At 46.0% G+C, this 4,579-nt stretch carries 4 protein-coding genes and 1 tRNA gene; 3 read left to right on the forward strand and 2 right to left on the reverse strand.

Annotated features, from left to right (window positions below; genetic code table 11):
* Nucleotides 1-242 precede the first annotated feature (242 nt).
* Together Q0372_RS03220 and Q0372_RS03225 are read left to right on the forward strand one after the other, a co-directional pair.
* Complete coding sequence (locus tag Q0372_RS03220) at nucleotides 243-1,466, forward strand: ankyrin repeat domain-containing protein (RefSeq protein ID WP_298102488.1); 1,224 nt, start codon at nucleotides 243-245, stop codon at nucleotides 1,464-1,466.
* Nucleotides 1,467-1,779: 313 nt separating this feature from the next.
* A tRNA-Glu gene (locus tag Q0372_RS03225) sits at nucleotides 1,780-1,854 on the forward strand.
* Between the two features lie 179 nt (nucleotides 1,855-2,033).
* Here Q0372_RS03225 and Q0372_RS03230 read toward each other — a convergent pair.
* Together Q0372_RS03230 and bioB are read right to left on the reverse strand one after the other, a co-directional pair.
* Nucleotides 2,034-2,459, reverse strand: coding sequence for a hypothetical protein (locus tag Q0372_RS03230; protein ID WP_298102491.1), 426 nt, complete (start codon nucleotides 2,457-2,459; stop codon nucleotides 2,034-2,036).
* Nucleotides 2,460-2,548: 89 nt separating this feature from the next.
* Nucleotides 2,549-3,538, reverse strand: coding sequence for a biotin synthase BioB (gene bioB, locus Q0372_RS03235; protein WP_298102493.1), 990 nt, complete (start codon nucleotides 3,536-3,538; stop codon nucleotides 2,549-2,551).
* Between the two features lie 332 nt (nucleotides 3,539-3,870).
* Here bioB and Q0372_RS03240 point away from each other — a divergent pair.
* On the forward strand, nucleotides 3,871-4,579 hold a 709-nt coding region (locus Q0372_RS03240), incomplete at its 3' end, for an FAD-dependent oxidoreductase (RefSeq protein WP_298102496.1).

The raw sequence follows: 4,579 nt of genomic DNA on the forward strand, positions 1-4,579 counted from the left end.
GATGTCGCCGCCCGCGCAATACATTTTTGAAATGGGATTTTATGCAAATTCTGTTTAAAATGGATTTAACTTTTTAAATTTAAAAGCAGCGGAGTAGCTTAAAATTTATAACTATCCAAGTGCCATTAATATAAGCATTAAAAACGCTTATTTTTGATTTTTAAATTTGAGCTGTTTTTAGTAAATTTTGCTTACAAATTTTGTATAATTTTTAAAATTTTATCTCGAAAAGAGGAGCAAATATGAGATTTATCGTTATATTGTTTTTGGTGGTCGGCGGCTGTTTCGGAGGCAATATAACCGACTTTCAAAGCTTGGAAAAATTTATCAAAGATGGGCAAGCGAAAGGATATTTTCCTAAAAAGATTTTAGTGACGCAAGGATTTGATACCACCGTATTAGAAGACGTGAGTTTAAATTTTAGCAAAACCATATATTGGGACATAAATTCTCGCTGCAACCAAAACGCAGACGAAATCATTATAGCCGAAAGCGATACGAGGCACTCTATAGTTTGCCCCGGAAATAACAACGTCTATATTTTGACGGGCGGCAGAAGCGATGTGGAAGACCCATGGGGAAACGATATCTTCGTAATGGGCGAGAACGATGATAAAATTTCAAAAAGCTGGGGTACAAATATATTTATATTCGGCAAAAGATGGGGGCATGATAAGATAGGAATTGGCGATTCTAGGATAAATCCGGCGTCAAACCCTGAATACAAAAACGAATTTCCTTACGAGTTTAGCCACTTTTTCATCTTTGATAGCGGGGTTAAAAAGGATGATTTAGTTTTTAACTTTAACAAGATAATAAATTTAAAAACAAACGACTCTATAGAACTTACAGATTTTAACGGCATAAATTTGATTTTTAAAGACGAGCCGGGTAAATACTACGGCACAAATTCATTAAAGGAGATTTACGACGAAAACTTTTTCGTTACGCCTAAGACTGAAGAGAGTTTGAGTATAGATGAGATACAAACATTGCTTCACAAAACGGCATATTCAGACAACGCCAAAGATGCTAAAAAATACTGCGAAATGGGCGGCGATCCGAATTTTAGAGGTCATGAAAATACCACTCCCATCGAAATGGCGGTAATGTTAGGTAGCGAAAATTCGCTTCGCGCGATGCTAGAGTGCGCAAAAAGACTGACTGATAGCGCAATGATGATGAGCGTATTCGGAAGCCAACACGACGATGAGAAGAGTTTTAGGCTCGTAAAGCTTTTAGAAAAATACGGCGGAAATTTTAAAGCAAAGGATAGGGATGGCTGCTCCATGGTAAATTATGCGGCAAGTTCTCATAGTCTAGAAATCGTAAAATATCTAGTAGAAAGAGGCGCCGATCCAAAAGCTAGATGTTCTCATAACCAAAGTGTAACTCCATCGGATTGGGCAAGGAAAAACGAGGATAAAAGAGTATATGAGTATCTAAAAAGCCTAGAAGCTAAATAAAAGGTATGCTAAATGGCTTCTTATCACCTGCTTTAAATCAGCGCGATAAAATTATTGGCGTTTTTGATGCTGATAGCAAGGCGCAGCAAGCTTTTATGATATCGATTTGGCTTATGGCTGCAGCGACGGAACTTATTTATATGCCATCTAGAATGGGCGGCATATCGGACTATCTAGAGCACCAAGATTTGCGGCTATGCCAAAAAGCTTTAAGTTTTCGGCGAAAATTTTATTTTGCATTATTTTTGTTGAAATTATATAATTTAATCCAAAATTTATATACACTTCGCTATTATCTCATTTTTAATTTCGCGGCCCACTCGTCTAGTGGTTAGGACGCTGGCCTCTCACGCCGGTAACAGGAGTTCAAATCTCCTGTGGGTCACCATTTCATCACTTAAAATCAATTAAAATTTTCTATCATTCAGCTGCCTGCCCTTGAAATTTAAGACCTCATTTGATTTTTGAGTATTTTGATTAAAATTTCATCATATTTTTACCGAGGCTAATTGATCTAGAATGAAAGTCGCTCGAATTAAAATTTAGATCAAATTGTAAAATTCACGGCTAAATCCCGCCGTTACTTATATTTTCCAGATTGCGCAGCCTGTTCCAGTTTTGTTCGTTTTGTAAATTTCTCATATTTTGTCGCTGTTGCATCTGCTCCAGTTGCTGCTGCGATTGCTGTTGCATTAGGCTTTGCCGCGCGGCAATATATTGCTCTTGCGCTCTTTGCTGAGCTTGCGCGCTATTTGCTCTGAATGAATTAAGCGTATCTTGCGATACCGCTTGCTTTTGCGCCGCACGCGCGACTTCGGCGTCAATCTTTTGTCGCTTCGCGCAGCGGTTTGACTGCTCCTTATTTAGCGAGCTTGCGACGTCGCATCTGCTCGCGTCCGCCAAGAATGGAGTCTCCTCGTCGTTCTGCGAGAGCAGCGAGCAACCTCCAAGCAAGACGACCAAAATAAGGGCAAGGAAAAATTTTAACTTCACAGTCGCCTTTCAAATTTTATCTTTAATTCCCCGCAGCCGTTAATCCGCATAGCCGCCTCTTAAATTTTATCTTTAATTCCCGACCGCCGCTAGTCTGCGCCCTTTGCGAGGTCGAACCCGCACTGCGCCACAAGCGCCTTATCGCTTGCGATGCTATCGCCGGTGGTGGTTAAGAAATTGCCCGTAAGCGCCGAGTTAATACCGCATCCAAGCGCCGTGCGCACGTGCTCGCCCAAATTTCGTCTGCCGCCTGCGAAGCGCAGATACGCGCGCGGCAAGATGAAGCGGTAGATCGCGATCGATTTTAAAATTTCATCGTGCGCTAGCGGCGCGGCGTTTTGCAACGGAGTGCCCTTGATCGGGGTCAGGATATTGATCGGCACGGAGCTAACGCCCAGCTCTCGCAGCTGCAGCGCCATATCGATGCGATCCTCCATGCCCTCGCCTAGCCCGAAAATCCCACCGCTACATACGTCAAGCCCTACGGCGCGGCAGTTTTGTATCGTTTGGATGCGGTCGTCGTAGCTGTGCGTCGTGCAGATCTGCGGATAAAATTTGCGCGAAGTCTCGAGATTGTGATGATAGGTCTGCACGCCGCTTGCTTTAAGCAGCGCCAGCGCGGGCTTTGAGGCGATCCCCAGCGAGGCGCACAGATGCAGCCGCGTTTCGCTTCGCAGCCGCTCATAGATCGCGCAGTATGCCTTAAGATCGGAGCTTTTTTGAGAAATTCCGCGCCCGCTGGCGACGAGCGAGAAGCGATGCGTCTGCTCGGCTTCGTTTGCAAGCGCGGCGCTTAGCACCTGCTGCTCGCCCAAAATTCCGTAAGTCTCGCAGCCCGTGTTAAAATGCGCCGACTGCGCGCAGTATTTGCAGTCCTCGCTACAGCGTCCCGATTTTACGTTTATGATCGTGCAAAGATTAAATTTATCGCCGCAAAACTCGCGCCTGATCTCATCCGCCGCCGCAAAAAGCGCGCCCAAATCCTCGCACTGCGCCAGATCTAGCGCCTGTTGCTTTGCAATCTCGCAGCCGCCTATCACGCGATCTTTCAGCTCGGAAATATAAAATTTGTCTATCAATACTTAGCCTTTTTGAAAAAAATGCGTAATTATACAACGCTAAATTTAAAGCAAAGCTCGCGCGTGAAATTTTGGCGCAGGAATTTTACGCTAAAAATTTTGCGCGGAATTTTACGCCCTTCGCTCGCCGCTTTTGCGCCGCGACTTTTACGGACGGCTCGTCTGTGCGCTTGCATGGGGGCGCAAATCAAAATCGCTTAAAAGTTGCGGCGCGGTAAATTTTACGCGTATGAAAATACATATCGAGCCGCTGCCTGCGGCATCTGCATGCGATTTATCGTTTTGAAATTTTATTTTGGCTAAAATTGCGACTTTAAATTTAAAGGCAAAAAATGAAATACGACGTTATCGTTGTGGGCGGCGGGCACGCGGGTATCGAGGCAAGCTTAGCCGCCGCAAAAATGGGCGCAAAGACGCTGCTAATTACGATCTTGGCCGAGCAGATCGGCGCTGCGAGCTGTAACCCGGCTATCGGCGGCCTTGCAAAGGGGCATCTGGTAAAGGAAATCGACGCACTGGGCGGTCAGATGGGGCTTGCGGCGGATGCGTGCGGGCTGCAGTTTAGAATTTTAAACGAGAGCAAAGGCCCCGCCGTGCGAGGCTCGCGTGCTCAGATAGATATGGACGAATACCGCATCTACATGCGAAATTTGCTGCTAAACACGCAGGGGCTGGACATAAGCCAGGAGATCGCGAGCGAAATTTTAACCTGCGAGCAAGGCGGCGCTCCGCGCATTTGCGGCGTTAAAACCCATCTTGGCAACGTTTATGAAACAAAGCATCTGATAATCACCGCCGGTACCTTTTTAAACGGGCTAATTCACGTGGGCGAGAACAAGCTGCAAGCGGGACGCGTGGGCGAGCTGGCGAGCGTCGAGCTAGCCGAATCGCTGCGAAGTCTAGGGTTGCAAATGGGGCGGCTAAAGACCGGTACCTGCCCAAGGATCGATGCTAAGACGATCGATTTTAGCGTGCTTGAGCGCCAAGACACCGACGCGGCCTCCGAGAGGAGGCAGGACCGCAGCGCCCGCATTGCGGTGA

The sequence above is a fragment of the uncultured Campylobacter sp. genome, from assembly GCF_937997405.1.
Classification (GTDB): Bacteria; Campylobacterota; Campylobacteria; order Campylobacterales; family Campylobacteraceae; genus Campylobacter_B.

Bases quoted from the DNA above. Each gene is read 5' to 3' on its own strand.
- Q0372_RS03220 (WP_298102488.1), top strand. From the start codon at position 243: ATGAGATTTATCGTTATATTGTTTTTGGTGGTCGGCGGCTGTTTCGGA.